We start from the raw sequence: 18854 nt of genomic DNA on the forward strand, positions 1-18854 counted from the left end.
GCCCCGCCGGGGGCCCCCGGGGGGGGCGCCGGGGCCGGGGCGGCGGTCTGGGGGGGGGGGTGGGGGGCGGGGGGCGGGCGGGCCCCGGGGGGGGGGGGGCCCGGCCTTCTCTGCGTACGGGGGTCCCTACAGGCCCTGCCAGACGGGCTTGTCGGCGTAGGTGTGGCGGAAGTAGTCGGCCAGCTTCAGCTTCGAGGCGGCCGCCTCGTCCACGACGACGGTGGCGTGCGGGTGCAGCTGGAGGGCGGAGGCCGGCACCAGTGCGGACAGCGGGCCCTCCACGGTCTGGGCCACGGCCTCGGCCTTGCCCTCGCCGGTGGCCAGCAGGACCAGGTGGCGGGCGTCGAGGATGGTGCCGATGCCCTGGGTGATGACGTGGTGCGGCACCTGGTCGATGTCGTCGTCGAAGAAGCGCGCGTTGTCCACGCGGGTCTGCTCCGTCAGCGTCTTGATGCGGGTGCGGGAGGCCAGCGAGGAGCAGGGCTCGTTGAAGCCTATGTGCCCGTCGGTGCCGATCCCCAGCAGCTGGAGGTCGACCCCGCCGGCGGCGGCGAGGGCCCGGTCGTACGCGGCGCAGGCCGCCTGGACGTCCTCGGCGGAGCCGTCGGGGCCCATGAAGGAGGCCTCGGTCAGGCCCAGCGGCTCGACGACCTCGCGGAGCACGACCGCCCGGTAGGACTCGGGGTGCCCGGCCGGCAGGCCGACGTACTCGTCGAGCTGGCAGATCCTGGCGCGGGAGGCGTCGACCGCGCCGGCCTCCACCTTGGCGGCGAGGGCCTCGTAGACGGGCAGCGGGGTGGAGCCGGTCGCCACGCCCAGCAGGGCGTCGGGCTTGCGGCGGAGCAGGGCGGCCATGGCCTCCGCGATGAGCTCGCCGCCTGCCTTGGCGTCCGGGACGATGACAACTTCCACGCTGGACCTGCCGATCTGAGAGGAGGGGTTGGGGCGCTTGTGGTATAGACCAATCTAGCAGAGCCCCGCCTGCGGAAGGCGGCCTTCCGCCCCTCTTCCATGGTGGCGGGTCCGGCGGGACGGGGCAGGCCGGAGAGGGTGCTGAAGAGGGTGCGCGCAAACGGGGTCGAGGCAGGGGCGCGCAGCGGAGGCGCGGGAGGCCTGGGTGATGTCCGGGAGCCGGACCGGGGCGGCGGAGCCGCGGCGAGCGGGCGGCGGGAGTCGCGGGCGGTGCGCGCACCGCGGGGGGAGATCCGCACGCAAGAAGGATTCCTCTGGGCCACGGTGCAGGGCGGGACCCTCAACCCACCCGGCACCGTAGCCCGGAGTACTCACGGCCGTAGGGTGTGCGGTGCCCGGCGGCCGTTGGGAGGTGCCTGCGCGGTCAGGGCAGAACGCGCGGGAACCTCGCTCCGTCCTCCTGTGCGGGGAGGGCGGAAGTCTGAGTCAATTGTGGACTAGACCAATCTGTCCTGTCCATCCAATGGCGGGCCCTACCGACCCGTCACTTCCTCCAACAGTACGCGGACTGTGGCCGTCCTGGATACTCCTGGGTATTCGCCGTGGGGAAAGTCATCCCCGTACCCGGGGTACGCTCGCAAGGTGCCCTCCATGAACGACCTCGTACGCCAGCACACCGCTCTCAGTGAAACCGACCTGGAGTGGCTCCACCTGCTGGTCTCGGAGTGGCAGCTGCTCTCCGACCTGTCCTTCGCCGACCTCGTGCTCTGGGTCCCCACCCTCGACGGCACCCGGTACGTCTCCGTCGCGCAGATGCGGCCCAACACCGGCCCCACCTCCTACCAGGACGACATGGTCGGCCACCTGGTGCCCCGCGGCCGCCGCCCGCTCCTCGACGCCGCCCTCGACGAGGGCCGCATCGTCCGCGAGGGCGACCCGGAATGGCGCGAGGAGGTACCGGTCCGCGTCGAGTCGATCCCCGTCCGCCGCGAGGGCCGGGTGCTGGGCGTGATCGCCCGCAACACCAACCTGCTCACCGTGCGTACACCGAGCCGGCTGGAGCTGACCTACCTCCAGTCGGCCTCCGACCTCGCCCAGATGATCGCCGCGGGTGCCTTCCCCTTCCCCGGCCAGCAGGTCGACATGGACGCCTCCCCGCGCGTCGGCGACGGCCTGATCCGGCTCGACGCCGACGGCGTGGTGACGTACGCGTCGCCCAACGCGCTCTCCGCCTACCACCGCCTCGGCCTCGCCGCCGACCTGGTCGGCCAGGACCTGGGCGACACCACCGCCGAACTCGCCCCCTCCCGGGGCCCGGTGGACGAGGCGCTGGTCAAGCTCGCCAGCGGCTGGGCCCCGCGCGAGACCGAAGTCGAGGGCAACGGCGGGGTCATCCAGCTGCGCGCCATCCCGCTCAAGCCCAAGGGCACCCGCATCGGCTCCCTCGTCCTGTGCCGCGACGTCACCGAACTCCGCCGTCGCGAACGTGAACTCATCACCAAGGACGCGACCATCCGGGAGATCCACCACCGGGTGAAGAACAACCTCCAGACCGTGGCCGCCCTCCTGCGGCTCCAGGGCCGGCGGATGGATTCCCCCCAGGCCCGCGAGGCGCTCAACGAGGCGGTGCGCCGCGTCGGTTCGATCGCGATCGTGCACGAGACCCTCTCCCAGAACCTCGACGAGCGGGTCGAGTTCGACGAGATCGCCGACCGCGTGATCGCGATGGTCGCCGAGATCTCCCCGGGCAAGGTGGAGTGCCGGCGCCTCGGCCGCTTCGGGATCCTCGACGCGGAAGTCGCCACTCCGCTGTCGATGGTGCTGACCGAGATCCTCCAGAACGCCCTGGAACACGCCTTCACCCACGGGGAGGGCGGCACCGTCGAGGTGTCGGCGAGCCGCTCCGGCACCGGCCGCGCCGACTCCCGGCTGCTGATCACCGTGGTGGACGACGGGTCCGGCCTGCCGGAGGGCTTCGACCCCCAGCGTGCCGGAAACCTCGGGCTGCAGATCGTACGGACCCTCGTGGAGGGCGAGCTCGGCGGCACCTTCGACATGGTCCGGGCCGAGCCGCGCGGCACCCGGGTCGTCCTCGACGTCCCCGCCAGCCCGCAGAAGTAGCCGCGACGGCCCGTCACGGAGGGTGACGGGCCGGTCGGTGCCCGCGCCCCCCACAGCACTGAGCCCCGGACCGGGGGTTCCCGGTCCGGGGCTCAAGAGCACGTTGCTGAGCGCTTGTGTGGGTACTACGCGCTGCGGCTCGAGGCTCGAAAGTCGATGTCAGGCGGTGGCGTTGCGCGCCCGATTGCGAGCGGCGCGGCGCTTCATGGCGCGGCGCTCGTCCTCGCTGAGACCGCCCCAGACGCCGGAGTCCTGACCGGACTCGAGCGCCCACTGCAGGCACTGCTCCATGACGGGGCAGCGGCGGCAGACGGCCTTGGCTTCCTCGATCTGCAGCAGCGCAGGACCGGTGTTGCCGATGGGGAAGAAGAGCTCCGGGTCTTCCTCGCGGCAAACGGCGTTGTGACGCCAGTCCATGGCTGCTCCATCTCCTTGTATTGCGAACAGGTTGCTTGTGAATGTGAACGCTTTCACGAATCCCCCCGTGAGGGAAGGGCCGACGCCCAGTCGCCTGGTGCGGTCCGAAGATTCGTGGAGGGGTTCTGGCGGTCTGTGTGGGTGCCGGGTTGTGCGGGCTGTCCCGATCGCCATGTAGAGATTCGCAAACCTCGGACGGGGATACAACCCCTTCCGGAAAGTTTTTTTGGATTCGTCGGTGTCTACTAGGTCACAGCCCTAGTTCCTGGGGGTGGACTGGCGTGTAAACGTTCGACTGAAAGGACTTTGGGCCCTTCCACTCACACAATCACACGCAGTGCACGGCGTACGCCTGTGAACCGAACGCTGGTACGCAGCCCGAGGTGATCGCCGTCCATCTGGAAAGGGAGCGGAACCTTCGAATGCAAGGTGAAGTCGGTCAGATCGTGCAGAGACACCGCGTGCTTGCCGTGCGGGCCCCGCTCAGGAGTCGAGGTCAGGAGCTGTGTGGCGTAGCGCGCGACGGCCGGAGTTGACAAACGGTCGAGCGCCAATACGTCAAGTGCGGTATCGAACGACGCCTCCGGAGAGGCGTACAGGGGCCGGTTGCCCAGGTACGTCCAGGGGGAGGTGTTGCAGACTATCGACAGCACCAGATCCGCCACCGGCTCCGCGCCGGGCTGCTCCAGCGTGATCGTCCCGTGCCGCCGGTTGGGCTCCTCCCAGAACTGGCGCATCAGCTGCCGCACGTACAGCGCGTGGGTCGAACGCTTGCCGCGCTCCCGCTGCTGCTCGACCCGCCCCACCACGCCCGCGTCGAAACCGAAGCCCGCGCAGAACGTGAACCAGCGCGCCGGAACCGATTCGTCCTCGGTACCCGGGACGCCGGCCGCGAGCCCCAGGCCCACCGTCCGCTCGCGCTTCTCCCGCAGCGCGTCCAGCAGGGCGCCCGTCGCCTCGACCGCGTCGTTCGGCAGCCCGAGCGCGCGGGCGAACACGTTCGTGGACCCGCCCGGGACCACCGCCAGCCCCGGCAGCCCCTGCGGATCGGGGCCGTCGTGCAGCAGCCCGTTCACGACCTCGTTGACGGTGCCGTCGCCACCCAGGGCCACGATCAGGTCGACCCCCTCGTGCGCGGCCCTGCGCCCCAGGTCACGGGCGTGCCCCCGGTACTCCGTGGTCACCGCCTCCAGCTTCATCTCGCTGGCCAGGGCGTGGGTGAGGACGTCGCGCGTGCGCGCACTGGTCGTCGTCGCTGCTGGGTTGGCCACGAGAAGTGCACGCATGAGCGCCAGAGTACCCACCCCTCTCCATGCCGCCCATACCGGACCGTACCGTCCGGGCCCGGGGGCGCGGGGATACCCTGCTGGGGTGAGCAAGAAGCCGACCGCCCAAGCCCCCGCCGCCCCCGAGCCCGCAGCGCTGCCGGGCCGGCTGACCGCCGCCGCGGCGCTGACCGCGCTCGAAGGCCTGGCCCTGGCCGGGCTCGGCGTCTCCCTGCTGTTCGTCGGCATCGCCGGCGACCCCGACTCCCCGCAGCAGGCCGAGACCGGTGGGCTGACCCTGCTCGCCCTCGCCGCGCTCCCGCTGATCGCGGCGAACGGGCTGCGCCTGGGCCGCCGCTGGAGCCGCGGCCCGGCACTGATCACCCAGCTGATGGCGCTGCCGGTGGCGTGGACCCTGTGGACCACCGGCGGGGCGATGACCGCCGCCGCCGTCGCCCTGGCGGTGGCCGCGGTGGCCGTCGCCGCACTGCTGGTGAACCCGACGGCGACCGAGGCCCTGGGCATCGGGCCCGCGGACCGGGCCCGATAGCCTCCCGCTCCCTCCCGCGACCCCTCGGCCCGAACCCGGCCTACTCCTCGACGAGGAGCTTCTCCCGCAGCTGCGCCAGGGTGCGGGCCAGCAGCCGGGAGACGTGCATCTGCGAGATGCCGACCTCCTGCGCGATCTGCGACTGGGTCATGTTGCCGAAGAAGCGCAGCAGCAGGATCCGCTTCTCCCGCGGCGGCAGCCCCTCCAGCAGCGGCTTGAGCGACTCGCGGTACTCGACGCCCTCCAGCGCCTCGTCCTCCGAGCCCAGGGTGTCGGCGACCGCCGGCGACTCGTCGTCGGTGTCCGGCACGTCGAGGGAGAGCGTGCTGTAGGCGTTGGCCGACTCCAGCCCTTCCAGCACCTCCTCCTCGGAGATCCCCAGCCGCTCCGCCAGCTCGTGCACCGTCGGGGACCGGCCGTGCTGCTGGGACAGCTCCGCCGTGGCCGTGGTCAGCGAGAGCCGCAGCTCCTGCAGGCGCCGGGGCACCCGTACCGCCCAGCCCTTGTCGCGGAAGTGCCGCTTGATCTCACCCACGACGGTGGGGGTGGCGTACGTGGAGAACTCGACCCCGCGGTCCGGGTCGAACCGGTCCACCGACTTGATCAGGCCGATGGTGGCGACCTGCGTGAGGTCGTCCAGCGGCTCGCCGCGGTTGCGGAAGCGCCGTGCCAGGTGCTCGACCAGCGGCAGGTGCATCCGCACCAGCCGGTTGCGCAGCTCCGCCCGCTCCGGGGATCCCTCGGGCAGCCGGCGCAGCTCGAAGAACAGGGCCCGCGCACCGCTGCGGTCCCGCGGATCCGGCAGCGCCAGGGGCACCGCCGGCACCTCCGGGGCCTCGGCCTCCGGTGGCAGGGGTTGGTCGTGCTGGTTCTCGCTCATAGGGCCCGCCCGTCGCTCCGCCGAGTCCAAAAAGCCGTCTTCCGCATCCGCGTCAGCCGGGTGCGGCCGGGCGTGCTGCTGCTCCGGGATGCCGCCGTCGACCTCGTGCCTCACCCGGGGCCGATCCCCGCCCCGCACCGGGATCTCCCCGCCGCTCACGCCGGGCCTGGCCCCGCGCCGCGCTGTTTGTAGAGGCTGATGCTCACTGTCCTGTTCTCCTCGACCGTCGCCTCGACCTTGCCGGCCAGCGCCGACAGGACCGTCCACGCGAACGTGTCGCGCTCCGGCGCCCGCCCGTCCGTGGTCGGGGCGGAGACGGTCACTTCCAGCGAATCGTCGATCAGCCGGAAGACGCAGCTGAGGACGGAGCCCGGCACGGCCTGCTGGAGCAGGATCGCGCAGGCCTCGTCCACCGCGATGCGGAGGTCCTCGATCTCGTCGAGGGTGAAGTCCAAACGTGCCGCGAGACCGGCCGTGGCCGTTCGCAGCACAGACAGGTAGGCACCCGCAGCCGGCAGCCGGACTTCGACGAAGTCCTGGGTCCCGGGCTCGCCTGCGATCTGGGACACCCTCACCTCCAAGGTGGTACGAGCTCTGTTCGCCGGTGACGCTATCGCGATCCGGGCAATCGTGTCGCGGCACCCCCTCGTGGCGCCCGCTGGGGGGCGACCGGGCCGACCCGCCACATGCGGTGACTCATGGTAAGTCCATGGGTACGCACAGTGGCTAGAGGTCTGCGGGCCCAAATCGGGGGAACCGGCGGAGGGTTGACCTACCCCGCTCCGGACGATCGAACCGTCGGCCTCCGACGGTCGACGTGTCGTCCACGCGGGGTCGAGCCGCGGGCCTCAGACGATCGAGCCGTCCACGAAGCACCAGCGCCACGTCTCGCCCGGCTCGAAGCTCCGCATCACCGGGTGCCCGGTCTCCTGGTGGTGCGCGGTGGCATGCCGGTGCGGGGACGAGTCGCAGCACCCCACGTACCCGCACCCCAGGCACATCCGCAGCTGCACGGGATGACTCCCGAGCGCTTCACATTCCGGGCAGGTCAGCGCATGCGGGACAGGCTCGGGGCGCGGCAGTTCGGCAACGTGGGTGCACTCGCTCATGATGGCCAGGTTACGGCCAGGGTGCGGGTACGCGATGTGGTGAGGGTGGATCGTCGATGGAGGTATTGCCGCTGGTGGCGCTGGTGGCGGGGAGCGCCGCCGTGGCGGGGGCGGCCCGGCGCACGCCCGTGCCCGCGCCCCTGCTGCTGGTCGCCGCGGGGCTGATCGCGGCGTACGTGCCGGGGGTGCCCTCGTACGCCCTCGACCCGCACATCGTGCTGCCGCTGCTGCTCCCGCCGCTGCTGCACACGGCCGCGGTCGACAGCTCCTACCTGGACCTGCGGGCGAACGTACGGCCGGTCGCGCTGCTGTCGGTGGGTTACGTGCTCTTCGCGACGCTGGCCGTCGGGTACCTGGCGTACCTGGTGGTGCCGGGGCTGTCGCTGCCGGTGGCGCTGGTGCTGGGCGCGGTCATCGCACCGCCCGACGCGGTCGCGGCGACGGCCATCGCGCGCAGGCTCGGCCTGCCGAACCGGATGACGACCATCCTGCAGGGCGAGTCCCTGGTGAACGACGCCACCGCCATCACCGCCTACAACGTGGCGCTGGCCGCCGCGGTCGGGGTGAGCGCCGGCTGGGCGGGCGGCATCGTGGAGTTCCTGCTGGCGTCCGTGGGCGGGGTCGGCGTCGGGCTGCTGCTGATGGTCCCCATCCACCAGCTGCGCAAGCGGCTGCGGGAGCCGCTGCTCCAGAACACGCTGTCGCTGCTGATCCCCTTCGTGGCGTACGCGGCGGCGGAGCGGGTGCACGCGTCGGGGGTGCTGGCGGTGGTGGTCGTGGCGCTGTACCTGGGGCACCGCAACTGGCAGGTCGACTTCGCGACGCGGCTCCAGGAGGAGGCCGTGTGGAAGGTGGTCGCCTTCGTGCTGGAGTCGGTGGTCTTCGCGCTGATCGGGCTCCAGCTGCCGGTGGTGCTGAAGGGGCTGGACGAGTACGAGGGGGTGGCCGCGGCCTGGTACGCGGTGGCGGTGTTCCTCGCGGTGGTGGTGGCGCGCTTCGTGTGGGTGTTCCCGGCGACCTTCGTACCGCGGTGGGTGTCGGAGCGGATCCGGCACCGGGAGCCCGACACCGACTGGAAGTCCCCGATGATCGTGGGGTGGGCCGGGATGCGGGGGGTGGTGTCGCTGGCGATCGCCTTCTCCGTGCCGATGGGCGTGCCGCACCGGAACCTGATCCTGTTCCTGACGTTCACGACCGTCATCGGGACGCTGGTGGTGCAGGGGTTGACGCTGCCGCCGCTGATCAGGGTGCTGAAGCTGCCGCCGAGGGACACGCAGGCGGAGACCCTGGCGGAGGCGCAGGCGCAGAGCGAGGCCTCGCGGGCGGCGGAGGAGCGGCTGGCGGAGCTGCTGGAGGAACCGGCGAACAGCACCCTGCCGCCGCCGCTGGCGGACCGGCTGCGGACGGTGCTGGAGCGGCGGCGCAACGCGGTGTGGGAGCGGCTGGGGGAGGTCAACCCGGTGACGGGGGAGTCGGCGGACGACGTCTACCGGCGGCTGGCGCGGGAGATGATCGAGGCGGAGCGGGAGGTGTTCGTGACGCTGCGGGACCGGCGGCGGATCGACGACGAGATGCTGCGGGGGCTGCTGCGTCGCCTGGACCTGGAGGAGGCGGCGGCGTATCGGGAGAAGTCGCCCTGACCCTTGCCCTGGCCGGGCTGGGTGTGGGGTGGGTGTTGCCACCGTGGGGCGGGGGCTGTGGCGGGGTGTCGTGGGCCGGGGTCGGGGGCGGGGTGGGGTGTCCAACCCAGCCTCGCCGGCGTTTGAGGCGCGGGGGTCCGGGGGCTGGCCCCCGGGAACGGCCCGGGGTTATGGGCTGCCCGTGATGACGGCCGTCAGGGTGGTGCCGCGGGCGAACGCCCCGGACGCGGTCAGTGCCGCGAGGGCCCACAGCAGCTTCGCCACGTAGATCCGCTCCACCGCGACCCCGTGCCGGGACTCGAAGTCGGCGGCGAAGGCGTCGAGCGCCGCCGGGACCCGGGCGTAGCCGCCGTGGTCGAAGCCCTCCGCGAGGGACCAGTCGCCGGCCGGGCCGCCGAAGGCCAGGGTCTGGAGGGAACGTATCTCCGCGCCCAGGAAGCCCCCGGCCAGCACCGGTACGCCCAGTGCCCGCTGGCCCGGGGCCAGCCCCGCCGCGAGGCCGGCCAGGGTGCCCCCCGTACCGCAGGCCACCGCGGCCACGTCGCAGACGCCCCGCAGCTCGCGGCCCAGCTCGGCGCAGCCGGTGAGGGCCGCGGCGTTGCTGCCGCCCTCGGGGACGACGTACGCCCCCGTCGCACCGGCGGCGGCCAGGAGGCGGGCCCGGGTCCCGGGCTCGGCCTTGCGGCGGTAGTCGGAGCGGGTCGCGAAGTGCAGCCGCATGCCGTCCGCCGCGCAGCGGGCCAGGGAGTCGTTGAGGGGGCGGCCGGCCAGCTCGTCGCCCCGGACGATGCCGACCGTCCCCAGGCCGAGCAGTCGGCCCGCGGCCGCCGTGGCCCGGAGGTGGTTGGAGTAGGCGCCGCCGAAGGTGGCGATCCGGTCGTGGCCCTGCGCGAGGGCCGCCCGGAGGTTGGGGGCGAGCTTGCGCCACTTGTTGCCGGGCAGCTCCGGGTGGACGAGGTCGTCGCGCTTGAGCAGGAGCCGTACCCCGTGCGCGGTGAAACGCTCGTCGGCCGCCTCGACGAGGGGGGACGGCGGGCGGGGGCGCAGTTCGGGACGGGTCACCCGACCATTGTCGTCACTTCAGCCGGTCGGCGACGCGGCCCCGGAGCCAGTCCATGGTGAAGCCGGCGGGGTCGATCTTGCCGGGCTGCCATTCGCGGTGGCCGAGCACGGAGCGGGCGCCCCAGCCGTGGACGCGGCAGACGGCGGCCGCCGCGCGGGTGATGGCGTCGAGCTGCACCGGCGGCCAGGGGTCGTCGCCGTCGCCGAGGTTCTCGCACTCGAAGCCGTAGAAGTACCGGTTGCCGTCGGTGTCGGCGCGGTGGTCCGGCGGGAGGCGCTTCTCCGCGATGACGGCGGCCAGGACGTCGGAGTCGCCGGCGCCGGCGTGGTTGGTGCGGCCGTAGCCGACGAGGTGGACCCGGCCGTCCTTGGTGATGACGCCGTGGCAGAGCGGGCCGGGGAGGGCGGAGTCGCCGTCGCGGCAGAGCTGCACGGTGTAGGCGGTGCCGTGGGTGACGGTGTGGTGGATCATCACCCCGTGGACCGGCCCCCAGGGGCCCTTGTGGTTGCGGTTGCGGGTGCGCCAGGCGCCCACCTCCACGACGGTCAGGCCCTCGGCGCGCAGGGCCTGGATGAAGCGGTCCGCGGACATGGGTGCGGCCATGACCGCCTCCTTTCACCGTGTGTGTTCATTCCATTACTTAACGGTGTAGTGGAGGCGGCCCTTCCGCGGCTAGGGCGTCTTTCGGCCAGCCGTCAGGCCGAAGCCAGCCACAGGTCCGGGCCGAAGACCTCGTAGTGGATGTCGGCGGCCGGGACGCCCTTGGCGAGCAGCTGGGCGCGGACCGACCGCATGAAGGGGAGCGGCCCGCACAGGTAGGCCCGGGTGCCCGGGGCGACCGGGACGGCGGTGAGGTCGAGGAGGCCGGTGGAGTCGCCCGCCTCGGCTCCGGCCTCGTACCAGAAGCGGGCCGTGGCGTCGGAGAGCTTGTGGGTCAGGGCACGGTGGTCCGAGCGCAGGGCGTGGTCGGCGGGGGAGCGGTCGGCGTGCAGCACCGTGACCGGGGCGGTGTGCCCGACCTCGGCCAGGTGATCCAGCATCGACAGCATCGGGGTGCAGCCGATGCCGGCCGAGGCGAGCAGGACGGGCGAGGCGTGGTCGCGCAGGACCAGGTCGCCGTACGGGGCCGAGACGCGCAGGGTGTCGCCGGCGTGGACCCGGGCGTGGAGGTGGTGGGAGACCTCGCCGTCGGGGCCGCCGCCGGCGGCCGGGCCGTGGACGCGCTTGACGGTGATCGTGCGGACGGGGGATCCGGGGGCGCTGGAGAGGCTGTACTGGCGGATCTGGCGGGCGCCGTCGGGCAGTTCGACCTGGACCGAGACGTACTGGCCGGGCCTGAAGCCGGGGGCGGGGGCGCCGTCGGCGGGGGTGAGGTGGAAGGTGGTGCAGTCGGCCGTCTCCTCGGTCCGCGCGGCCACCGTCCACTCGCGCCAGACGTCCCCGGCGAGGACCTGCCGCTCGGCGTAGAGCCTCTCCTCGATGGCGCTCAGGGCGTTCGCCATCAGCCAGTAGACCTCGTCCCAGGCCTCGGCCACCTCCGGGGTGACGGCCTCGCCGAGGACCTCCGTGATGGCCTCGAAGAGGTGCCGGTGGACGACCGCGTACTGCTCGCGGGTCACGCCGAGGGAGGCGTGCTTGTGGGCGATGCGGCCCAGCATCACGTCCGGGCGGACGCCGGGGTGCTCCACGAGCTGGGTGGCGAAGGCGGCGATGGAGCCGGCGAGGGCCTGCTTCTGGAGCCCGGTGCTCTGGTTGCCGCGGTTGAACAGGTCCCGCAGCAGCGCCGGATGGGCCGCGAAGAGCTTCTCGTAGAAGAGCTCCGTGATGTCCGCGATGGCGGCGCCGACGGCGGGCAGGGTGGCGCGTACGGTCGCGGTCGACTTCTCGGACAGCATGGGGGCTCCTCGCTTAATTGGTATGGCAGAGTCGTATTCAAGGGTTCGAGACGGCCCCGCCGTCATGCGGAAATCCGTTCGAAGGAAGGGGTGGGGGCGCGGCTAATCGGCCACTCGCCCGCCAGCCTTCGTGAGACCGAGGAGCACGGGCCCCGTGGGGGCCTCCACCAGCTCCTTCACGGTGACCGGGTCCAGTGCGGCGAAGAACGCCTCCTGCGCCCTGCGCAGCGCCCCGCGCAGCACGCAGGACCCGCGCAGCGGGCAGGGGGCCGCGCCGTCGCAGTCCACGACGTCGCCCGCGCCCTCCAGCTCGCGCACCAGCCCGCCGACCGACGCGGCGCGCCCGGCGGAGGTGAGGGCGAGCCCGCCGCCGCGGCCGCGCCGCGCCTCGACCAGCCCGAGATGCTGCAGCCTGGCCACCACCTTGGCGGTGTGGGTGTACGGGACCTCCATGCTCGCCGCGACCTCGCGGGTGGTGGGGAGGTCCGTGTCCTCGACGGCCAGGCGCATGAGCACGCGCAGCGCCAGGTCGGTGAATCGGGTCAGCCGCATGCGGGGCAGCGTAGGAAATTGGCATCGCACAAATTAAGAGCGTGTGGCCGAAACCGGCCGGTCCACGAGCGCAAGCCCGATGCGTTGGGCCTTTCAGGGTTCCCATCCCCCGGACGGAGTAGTCACACCCTTTTGTGTAGTGGTCCGGTCACACCGGGTGCTGGAAGGCTTTCGTCCCGCAGACCATGGAGTGATCGAGAGGAAAGACATGTCGGTCCAGGCAGGTTCCGAAGCCGAATCCCGGACACCGCAACGCAGTCTCGGGACCGCGGCCGCCCGGAACTTGGCAACCACGACCAAGTCCGCGCCGCAGATGCAGGAGATCACCTCGCGGTGGCTGCTGAAGATGCTCCCCTGGGTCTCGGTGCAGGGCGGCACCTACCGGGTCAACCGCCGCCTCAGCCATTCCGTCGGCAACGGCATCGTGGAGTTCGTCAAGACCGGCTCCCAGGTCCAGGTCATCCCCGCCGAGCTCGGTGAGCTGCCGCTGCTGCGCGACTACGGGGACGAAGAAGTCCTCACCGAGCTCGCCGCGCGCTGCCGTCAGATCGACTTCGAGGCCGGCGAGGAGCTCACCTCCTTCGGCAGCCCCTCCGACCAGGTCTTCCTGCTCGCCCACGGCCGCGTCGAACACATCGGCCCCGGCCCCTACGGGGAGGACGCGGTCCTGCGGACCGTCGCCGACGGTGCGTACTTCGGCGACTCCTCCCTCACCGACGAAGCGGCGATCTGGGAGTACACCGCCCGCGCGGCCACGCCCGGTACCGCGCTCGTGCTGTCCCGCCAGGACTTCCAGCTCCTCGCCGACCGGGTCGACTCGCTGCGGGCGCACGTGGACGACGTACGGACCCGGCCCGAGCAGCGCACCAACTCCCACGGCGAGGCCGCGATCGACCTGTCCGCCGGCCACGTCGGCGAGGCCGTGCTCCCCGGCACCTTCGTCGACTACGAACCCCGGCCGCGCGAGTACGAACTCTCCCTTGCACAAACGGTCCTGCGCGTGCACACCCGCGTCGCCGACCTCTACAACCACCCGATGAACCAGACCGAGCAGCAGCTGCGGCTGACGGTCGAGGCGCTGCGGGAGCGCCAGGAGCACGAGATGCTCAACAACCCCGCGTTCGGCCTGCTCCACAACGCCGACTACGACCAGCGCATCCAGCCCCACGACGGCGCCCCCACCCCCGACGACATGGACCAGCTGCTCAGCATGAGGCGCGACTCCAAGATGTTCCTCGCCCACCCCAAGGCCATCGCCGCCTTCGGCCGCGAGTGCAACAAGCGCGGCCTGTACCCGGAGGCGGTCGAGGTCGCCGGGCACAAGGTGCCGTCCTGGCGGGGCGTGCCGATCTTCCCCTCCAGCAAGATCCCGATCAGCGACGCCCGGACGACCTCCATCCTGTGCATGCGCACCGGCGAGGACGAGCAGGGCGTGATCGGCCTCCACCAGCCCGGGATCCCGGACGAGATCGAGCCGAGCCTGTCCGTGCGCTTCATGGGGATCAACGAGCAGGCGATCATCTCCTACCTCGTCACCGCCTACTTCTCCGCCGCCGTCCTGGTGCCGGACGCCCTCGGCGTCCTGGAGAACGTCGAGATCGGCCGCTGGCGCTGATGACCGCCAACGCCGTCGTCACGGGCGAGGGGCAGGAAGCGGCGGCCCTGCTGGAAGACACGAGAGAAACGGTCAACCCGGAGCTGCGCCGGGCCGTCGAGAGCCTGCCCGGTGCGATGCGCCGGGTGGCGGCGTACCACTTCGGCTGGGCGCGCGAGGACGGCAGCCCGGCGGCGGACGGCGCCGGCAAGGCCATCCGGCCGGCGCTCGTGCTCGCCTCGGCGCGGGCCCTCGGCGCGTCGCGGGACGCCGCAGGCGACGCCGTACGGGCGGCGGCCGCCGTGGAGCTGGCGCACAACTTCACGCTGCTGCACGACGACATCATCGACCGGGACGTCCGGCGCCGCGGCCGGCCCACCGCCTGGACCGTCTTCGGGATGCCGGACGCGATCCTCGCCGGCGACGCCATGATGGCCCTCGCGCTGCGGCTGCTCGCCGAGGACCCGCACCCGGCCTCGGCGGCGGCCTCCGCCCGGCTCGCGGCCTGCGTCGTCGAGCTGTGCGAGGGGCAGCAGGCGGACTGCGCGTTCGAGGAACGGGCGCATGTCTCGCTCGACGAGTGCCTGACCATGGCGACCGCCAAGACCGGGGCCCTGCTGGGCTGCGCGTGCGCGCTGGGCGCGCTGTACGCGGGGGCCGGGCCGGAGGAGGTCGAGGCGATGGACGCCTTCGGGCGGGAGGCGGGGCTGGCCTTCCAGCTGATCGACGACCTGATCGGCATCTGGGGTGACCCCGGGCACACCGGCAAGCCCGCCGGGGCCGACCTGCTCGCCCGGAAGAAGTCCCTCCCGGTCGTGGCCGCCCTCACCTCGGGCACCGAGGCGGGGGAGGAGCTCGCGCTCCTGTACGCGGGCCCCCTGGCGGAGGACGACGTGTCCCGGGCCGCCCGGGCGGTCGAGCGGGCCGGCGGGCGCGACTGGGCGCAGGCCCACGCCGCCGACCGGATGGGCCGCGCGGTGCAGGAGCTGTCCCGGGCGGTGCCGGACCTGGCCGCGGCGGGCGGGCTGCTGGCGCTCGCGGAGTTCGTCACGCGACGCACGAAATAGCGGGCCGCCCCCCGCGCGGGGCCGCGGAAGGGCCTGTTCCGGCGCTGCGGGGCGCCGGAACGGGCCTTTTCGCGGGCGGCCCGTGAGATCCGGTGCGGGCAACTCTAGGATCACTCGCGGTAGTTGACTCGTGAGTGAAGGGCAAGACCCGTGGTGCTGGAGATACGTCAGGCGGATCAGTCGGACCGGGACGCGGTCGCGCGCCTGTTGGACGAGGCCTTCCGCAACGACCCGGTGAGCAGCTGGGTCTTCCCGGACCCGGAGCACCGGGCCGCCGTGCACGGCAGGTTCCTCGGCGTGTTCGTGGACGTCGCGCTGGCCGAGGGCCGGATCGACTACGCGGCGGACGGCTCGGCGGCCGCGCTGTGGCTGCGGATCCCCGCGGGCGAGCCGGAGGGCGAGGCCGCCGAGGACGACGTGCCGGCGAAGATGCGCGCGGTGGCCGACCCGGACAACGAGCGGTGCGAACTGGTCGGGCGGCTGACGGGGGAGGTGCACCCCACCGCCGAGGAGCACGAGTACCTGCTGATGATCGCGGTCGCGCCCGGCCGGCAGGGCGAGGGGCTGGGCACCGAACTGATCCGTCCGGTGCTGGAGCGCTGCGACCGGGACGGCGTCCCCGCGTACCTGGAGGCGAGCAGCGAGCGCAGCAGGGGACTGTACGAACGGCTGGGCTTCGCGTTCACGGGCGAGGCGGTGCGGCTTCCGGAGGGGCCCCTGATGTGGCCGATGTGGCGCAAGCCGCAGGGGTGAGGGCCGGCTCCGAGTAAAGGGGGGTTGGCAAAGTACTTCAAGTGAAGTACTTTCATCGACGTGCCCCGGAGCGGCGGCACTCCCGGACGGAAGAGAATCGCTTGCGCAAGCTGACGTACTTCATCGCCACCACCGTCGACGGCTTCATCGGGGCCCCGGACGGCGATGCCGATTTCATCTACGCCTACCTGGACCCGGAGTTCGTCGGGCACCTGGCCGCCGAGTACCCGGAGACGATCGCGGGCCCCGGCCGCAAGCAGTTCGGCGTCGAGGACGCCGCGCCCAAGCGCTTCGACACGGTGATCATGGGCCGCAACACCTACGAGCCGGGCCTCAAGGCGGGCATGACCAGCCCCTACGGGCACATGCGCGAGCAGTACGTCGTCTCGCGCAGCCTCACGGAGTCGCCGGACCCGCAGGTGCGGCTGATCAGCGGCGACCTCGCCGCCCAGGTGCGCGAGCTGAAGGCGCGGGACGGCCTCGGCATCTGGCTGTGCGGCGGCGCCGACCTCGCGGCCCAGCTGGTGGACGAGATCGACGAGTACATCGTCAAGACCTACCCGGTCGTCGTCGGGACCGGCATGCCGATGTCCCGGGCCGGCTTCGGGGTGCGCGACCTGGTGCTGACGGGCTGCACCGCCCTCGGCGGCGGCCAGGTCATCACCTCGTACGACGTCAAGCGCTGACCCGCCCGGCGGCTCTTCCCCCGTCAGAACGCGGAGAACCGGCCTACCGTGGAGGTATGGCCGGTGAAGAGCAGCAGAACGAGGAGCACGAGACGGTCGCCCCGCGGGCCGGGCACGAGCAGCACGTGTGCCCGGCCTGCGGACGTCCCGTGGAGACGGTGGTCAGAAGGCGCAAGTCCCTCGGGATCTTCGTGCCCGAGTGGAGTCCGGGTCCCTGCCGGAACCCGGACTGCGTCCTCTGCGTACCCGCGGGGCCCTAGTTCTTGGCGTCCAGGCCCGAGGCCAGGCCGTTGGCCCACAGCTGGTCGACGCGCGCCCGCTCGGTGCTGTTCGGGGTGGCGTTCTGGCACGAGGTGCCCGGGCCGCCGCCCGACATCAGCTCGCTGCACGGGCCCGAGTAGTGGTCCGGCAGGCCCAGCACGTGTCCGGTCTCGTGCGCCGTCACGCGGGTGGAGTTGTACTGCTGGTTCTGCCGGTAGTCCAGGAAGATGTAACCCCGGCCGTGCCCGTCCGTGCTCGCGTACGAACCCCGTGAGTCGTTGCCCTCGCGGTAGGAGAAGTTCCCGCCGGAGGACACCTCCTGGAGCTTGACGTTGTTGACCGAGCTGTTCCAGATGCGGGTGGAGTTGGCTATCTGCGTACGGAAGCTCGGCGCGCTGCGGGTGTTGTACGTGACGGTGACGGAGAGCAGGCCCGGGTTCGCGGCCTTCTGCTCGGCGACCGAGCGCTTCACGGCCTCGAAGAAGGCCCGGGTGGCGGCGTCGTTCTCCTGGGAGCGCTCGTACGCGGCGTAGCTCGCCGGAGTGCCGGCCGCGGCGGTGGTCGCGGCTCCGGCGCTGGGGACGACACCGCCGAGGGCGGCGGCGACGCCGAGGCCGACGGTGGCGGCGGACAGCATGGTCCTGCGGGAGTGGCGCATGTGGGGGGCTCCTACTCAGCCGGTGCGGTGGGGGGTGGATGGGTCGTCCGGTACCGGAGTCTGCGGGAGCCGAAGGGGCCGGGGGATGATGTCAGAACCCGATAGCGCCGGGTTATCGGGCGGGTTGCGCCAGGACAGACCTTGGTCAACTAGCGGGAGAATGGCGGGATTCGGGCGGCTATCGGCGGCTGGTGCGGGCCCCCCGGGCCCGCCTACCCTCGGGTCATGGAGCTCGAGGTGAGGCACCTGCGCGCGCTGTGTGCCATCGCGGACGCCGGCAGTCTGCACAAGGCCGCCCGGGAACTCGGCGTGAGCCAGCCCTCCCTGACGACGCAACTGCGGCGGATCGAACGGGCCCTGGAGGGCGAGCTGTTCCTGCGCGAGCGGACCGGCTGCCGGCCGACGCCCTTCGGGCGCACCGTGCTCGGGCGGGCGCGGCCGCTCCTCGCGGACATGGCCGCGCTGGTCGCCGAGGCGCGGGCGGCGGCGCAAGGGCCGCGGCTGCGGATCGGCTCCACGGCGAGCCGGGCCCTGCCGGGGTGGCTGCGGCGGCTGCACCTGCGCGCACCGGAGACGGAGACGTCGCTGGTGGTCGACGTCTCGGCCAACGCGCTGCTGCGGATGACGGCCGCCGGGCAGCTGGACGTGGCGTTCGTGCACGAGGTGGAGGGCAGCCCGCTGCGGGTGCCGGCCGGGCTGGAACTGCGGGTGCTCATGGAGCGCGAACCGCAGTTCGTCTCCATGTCCCGGGACCATCCGGCCGCGCGCTCACCGGTCGTGGCGTTACAGGACCTGGCCCGGGACCGGTGGACCGTCGACCCCTCCGTCGACGGGGAGTGGGACGGGCTGCGGAGGGTGTTCGCGGGAGCCGGGGTCGATCCGCCCGTGCTGCACGCCGACTACCACACGGCGACCTCGCTGATCGTCTCCGGTGAGGCGGTGGCGCCGTGCCAGCCGACGTCTGGGCCGCGGGATGACATGGCCATCCGGCCGCTCTCGGGGGACCCGCTGGCGGTACGGCTGCTGCTGGCGACCCGGCCGGGGGAGCACGAGGAGGTCTTCGCCGACCTCCGCGACGCGTACCGCGAGGCGGCCCTGCGCACCCCGCCGTACCGTGCGTGGCTGCGGCGGCGGGGGAGCTCGCTGCTGGTGGCGTAGCCGTTGCCCTTGCCCTCTGCCCTGGCCGGGGCGGGGTGTGGGTGCCGGTGTTGGCCCGTTGGGCGGGGTGTGGGTGCCGGGGTTGGCCCGTTGGGCGGGGGCCGTGGCGGGGTGTCGTGGGCCGGGGTCGGGGGCGGGGTGGGGTGTCGTCCGGGACGGGCTTCGATGTTCGGCGCCTGTTCCGGATGTGCCTGATGGGCGGTACCGCGCGCCGAATTCATCTCGTTTTAGTCCCGGACGACACCCCACCCCGCCCCCCCCCCCTCCGTTGAG

At 72.6% G+C, this 18854-nt stretch carries 20 protein-coding genes; 9 read left to right on the top strand and 11 right to left on the bottom strand.

Annotated features, from left to right (window positions below):
- Positions 1-126: 126 nt before the first annotated feature.
- Positions 127-912, bottom strand: coding sequence for a glucosamine-6-phosphate deaminase (gene nagB / locus AB0D45_RS32195; RefSeq protein WP_362465715.1), 786 nt, complete (start codon positions 910-912; stop codon positions 127-129).
- Between the two features lie 651 nt (positions 913-1563).
- On the opposite strand from nagB, the gene AB0D45_RS32200 reads away from it, so the two are divergent.
- On the top strand, positions 1564-3033 hold the full coding sequence (locus AB0D45_RS32200; protein WP_362465718.1) for a PAS domain-containing sensor histidine kinase: 1470 nt from the start codon (positions 1564-1566) through the stop codon (positions 3031-3033).
- Positions 3034-3192: 159 nt separating this feature from the next.
- On the opposite strand, the gene AB0D45_RS32205 is transcribed toward AB0D45_RS32200, so the two are convergent.
- Positions 3193-3450 (bottom strand): WhiB family transcriptional regulator, encoded by a 258-nt coding sequence (locus AB0D45_RS32205; RefSeq protein ID WP_004937597.1) that lies wholly within the window; start codon positions 3448-3450, stop codon positions 3193-3195.
- Between the two features lie 320 nt (positions 3451-3770).
- Entirely contained in the window at positions 3771-4736 is a 966-nt protein-coding gene (locus tag AB0D45_RS32210; protein ID WP_362465721.1) for a diacylglycerol kinase family protein, read from the bottom strand.
- A gap of 85 nt (positions 4737-4821) precedes the next feature.
- Between AB0D45_RS32210 and AB0D45_RS32215 the strand changes: the two genes are divergently transcribed.
- Entirely contained in the window at positions 4822-5265 is a 444-nt protein-coding gene (locus AB0D45_RS32215; RefSeq protein ID WP_361609803.1) for a hypothetical protein, read from the top strand.
- A 40-nt stretch (positions 5266-5305) separates the two neighbouring features.
- On the opposite strand, the gene AB0D45_RS32220 is transcribed toward AB0D45_RS32215, so the two are convergent.
- The 3 genes from AB0D45_RS32220 to AB0D45_RS32230 form a co-directional block, all read right to left on the bottom strand.
- A complete protein-coding gene (locus AB0D45_RS32220) occupies positions 5306-6283 on the bottom strand; it encodes an RNA polymerase sigma factor SigF (RefSeq protein ID WP_362465724.1) in 978 nt (325 codons plus the stop codon).
- 17 nt (positions 6284-6300) lie between these two features.
- Positions 6301-6714 (bottom strand): anti-sigma regulatory factor, encoded by a 414-nt coding sequence (locus tag AB0D45_RS32225; RefSeq protein ID WP_030012703.1) that lies wholly within the window; start codon positions 6712-6714, stop codon positions 6301-6303.
- A 279-nt stretch (positions 6715-6993) separates the two neighbouring features.
- Positions 6994-7254 carry a UBP-type zinc finger domain-containing protein gene (locus AB0D45_RS32230; RefSeq protein WP_361609798.1) on the bottom strand — a complete coding sequence of 87 codons (261 nt, stop codon included), beginning with the start codon at positions 7252-7254 and terminating at the stop codon, positions 6994-6996.
- A 56-nt stretch (positions 7255-7310) separates the two neighbouring features.
- Here AB0D45_RS32230 and AB0D45_RS32235 point away from each other — a divergent pair, with 56 nt between their 5' ends.
- On the top strand, positions 7311-8894 hold the full coding sequence (locus AB0D45_RS32235; RefSeq protein WP_361609796.1) for a Na+/H+ antiporter: 1584 nt from the start codon (positions 7311-7313) through the stop codon (positions 8892-8894).
- A 168-nt stretch (positions 8895-9062) separates the two neighbouring features.
- On the opposite strand, the gene AB0D45_RS32240 is transcribed toward AB0D45_RS32235, so the two are convergent.
- The 4 genes from AB0D45_RS32240 to AB0D45_RS32255 form a co-directional block, all read right to left on the bottom strand.
- Positions 9063-9956: a pyridoxal-phosphate dependent enzyme gene (locus AB0D45_RS32240; protein WP_361608715.1), complete on the bottom strand. Its 894-nt coding sequence runs from the start codon at positions 9954-9956 to the stop codon at positions 9063-9065.
- A 13-nt stretch (positions 9957-9969) separates the two neighbouring features.
- Positions 9970-10560, bottom strand: a complete 591-nt coding sequence (locus tag AB0D45_RS32245) for an N-acetylmuramoyl-L-alanine amidase (protein WP_361608713.1) — start codon at positions 10558-10560, stop codon at positions 9970-9972.
- A 92-nt stretch (positions 10561-10652) separates the two neighbouring features.
- Positions 10653-11852, bottom strand: a complete 1200-nt coding sequence (locus AB0D45_RS32250; RefSeq protein WP_362465729.1) for a globin domain-containing protein — start codon at positions 11850-11852, stop codon at positions 10653-10655.
- A gap of 102 nt (positions 11853-11954) precedes the next feature.
- Positions 11955-12404: an Rrf2 family transcriptional regulator gene (locus tag AB0D45_RS32255; RefSeq protein ID WP_361608709.1), complete on the bottom strand. Its 450-nt coding sequence runs from the start codon at positions 12402-12404 to the stop codon at positions 11955-11957.
- Between the two features lie 208 nt (positions 12405-12612).
- Here AB0D45_RS32255 and AB0D45_RS32260 point away from each other — a divergent pair, with 208 nt between their 5' ends.
- The 5 genes from AB0D45_RS32260 to AB0D45_RS32280 all read left to right on the top strand — a co-directional run bounded on the left by AB0D45_RS32260 (position 12613) and on the right by AB0D45_RS32280 (position 16764).
- Positions 12613-14019: a family 2B encapsulin nanocompartment shell protein gene (locus AB0D45_RS32260; RefSeq protein WP_362465732.1), complete on the top strand. Its 1407-nt coding sequence runs from the start codon at positions 12613-12615 to the stop codon at positions 14017-14019.
- On the top strand, positions 14019-15065 hold the full coding sequence (locus AB0D45_RS32265) for a family 2 encapsulin nanocompartment cargo protein polyprenyl transferase (protein WP_362465735.1): 1047 nt from the start codon (positions 14019-14021) through the stop codon (positions 15063-15065). The genes AB0D45_RS32260 and AB0D45_RS32265 overlap by 1 nt, the downstream gene beginning before the upstream one ends.
- A gap of 150 nt (positions 15066-15215) precedes the next feature.
- Positions 15216-15818, top strand: coding sequence for a GNAT family N-acetyltransferase (locus AB0D45_RS32270; RefSeq protein WP_361608703.1), 603 nt, complete (start codon positions 15216-15218; stop codon positions 15816-15818).
- 101 nt (positions 15819-15919) lie between these two features.
- Positions 15920-16504: a dihydrofolate reductase family protein gene (locus tag AB0D45_RS32275; protein ID WP_362465738.1), complete on the top strand. Its 585-nt coding sequence runs from the start codon at positions 15920-15922 to the stop codon at positions 16502-16504.
- A 56-nt stretch (positions 16505-16560) separates the two neighbouring features.
- Positions 16561-16764, top strand: coding sequence for a hypothetical protein (locus tag AB0D45_RS32280; RefSeq protein WP_361608699.1), 204 nt, complete (start codon positions 16561-16563; stop codon positions 16762-16764).
- Here AB0D45_RS32280 and snpA read toward each other — a convergent pair.
- Positions 16761-17423 (bottom strand): snapalysin, encoded by a 663-nt coding sequence (gene snpA, locus AB0D45_RS32285; RefSeq protein WP_362465740.1) that lies wholly within the window; start codon positions 17421-17423, stop codon positions 16761-16763. The genes AB0D45_RS32280 and snpA overlap by 4 nt on opposite strands.
- Positions 17424-17648: 225 nt before the next feature.
- On the opposite strand from snpA, the gene AB0D45_RS32290 reads away from it, so the two are divergent.
- Entirely contained in the window at positions 17649-18581 is a 933-nt protein-coding gene (locus AB0D45_RS32290; RefSeq protein ID WP_361608695.1) for a LysR family transcriptional regulator, read from the top strand.
- Positions 18582-18854: the final 273 nt, after the last annotated feature.

The sequence above is a fragment of the Streptomyces sp. NPDC048352 genome (assembly GCF_040651895.1).
Taxonomy (GTDB): domain Bacteria; phylum Actinomycetota; class Actinomycetes; order Streptomycetales; family Streptomycetaceae; genus Streptomyces.